The organism is Arthrobacter sp. AQ5-05, assembly GCF_003287975.1.
In the GTDB taxonomy this organism is placed as follows: domain Bacteria; phylum Actinomycetota; class Actinomycetes; order Actinomycetales; family Micrococcaceae; genus Paeniglutamicibacter.
In genome coordinates, this window is the sequence record NZ_QMKQ01000080.1 from 1 (window position 1) to 1,232 (window position 1,232).

At 63.2% G+C, this 1,232-nt stretch carries 2 protein-coding genes; both read left to right on the top strand.

What is annotated here, in order from left to right; genetic code table 11:
- Positions 1 to 73 precede the first annotated feature (73 nt).
- The gene (locus DQ353_RS21075) at positions 74 to 457 is read left to right on the top strand and encodes a hypothetical protein (RefSeq protein WP_113765136.1); all 384 of its coding nucleotides are present in this window, start codon (positions 74 to 76) and stop codon (positions 455 to 457) included.
- 23 nt (positions 458 to 480) lie between these two features.
- Positions 481 to 1,232: RES domain-containing protein (locus DQ353_RS21080; protein ID WP_113765137.1), on the top strand; the 752-nt coding region annotated here is incomplete at its 3' end.

Sequence of the window (1,232 nt, forward strand, 5' to 3'; positions counted from 1 at the left end):
ACTTTAGTGTCCATGCAGGGTATTATGGAGGCATAACCGCAGCCATACGGATCAACGGGAAGGGGATACTCCCATGAGCATTGCCACGATCACCGGGGCGGCCCATGCGCGCACGGCCCGGCTGGGGATCCGCGAGGTCGTCCGGCGGCTCAATGCCGCCCTGGGCGCGACCCTCGTCGCCGCCTTGGCCGGAAGCAAGGACCGCAAGATCAGTTACGGTTGGGCCCAGCAGGATGGACCAACTCCCAAACCGGCTGCGGTCAAGCGTCTCCAATTTGCCTACACCCAATGGAGCCTGGTGGCCGAGGCGGAGGGTGAGCACGTGGCCCGCATGTGGTTCATTGGCGCCAACCCCTGGCTCGAACACGACTCCCCCCTTGATGCGATCCGCGAGGACCGCTTCAAGGAAGTCGCCGCAGCAGCCGTGGCCATGGTCGAGGACGGGTTCTCCGGTTGACCCGCATCTGCCAGAAAACAGGGTTGGCGCTCATCCAGAGTCCAGTCACTGCCTACCGGGTGGCCAAGGAATCCTACGGCCCCTTGAACCCGCAGGAACGCGGATCCTTGGACGAGGATCGTGCCAACTGGTACCGCTTTGACACCTCCGGCCGGACCGTTTATGCCGCGGCAGATCCCCAGAGCGCCTTCATTGAAGCACTCTCATGGGCGCGCATGACCCACGGACACCGCACGTATTTGGCCAAGACCGCCAAGTTCATGGGCTTGCCCCTGAAAGAGATGCGTCGGATCGTGGAAGAGGAATGGTCGGCCAATTCCAGCATGGTTCCCGGGTGGATCCCGGCAAACTGGCGTGAGGGCCGGTTGCTTTACACCCTGGAATTCGGGGCCGGCTGGTGGATCGACATCGCCCACGCGGCAACCTTGGCCGTTCTCAACGAGGCCTTAGGGCACGACCTGCATATTGCTGGCGTGCTGCCCGAATCCCTGACCCTGTCCGAGGTCACCGGTGGTGAGCGCCGGAGCACCACACTGCTGGCCGCGCACCTACGCGAGCAGGTACTTGACGACACGTCTTATCCCCTGGGCATCAGGTTCCCGTCCAAGCACGGCAGCGCGGGGGCCGGCGACGGTCATTGCTATGCCTTCTGGATGCGCCGCCGGGACATCGGTCTCGACGACGATGTGGTCCAGGTATCTGTGGCACAGGGCATCGAAGTAAGCTTTCCTCCCTACCAGGCTGCGCTGGCACTGCATGGAATCCAATCCCGCTA

Excerpts from the sequence above, each read along its gene's own strand:
- DQ353_RS21075 (WP_113765136.1), top strand. The coding sequence starts at position 74 with ATGAGCATTGCCACGATCACCGGGGCGGCCCATGCGCGCACGGCCCGG.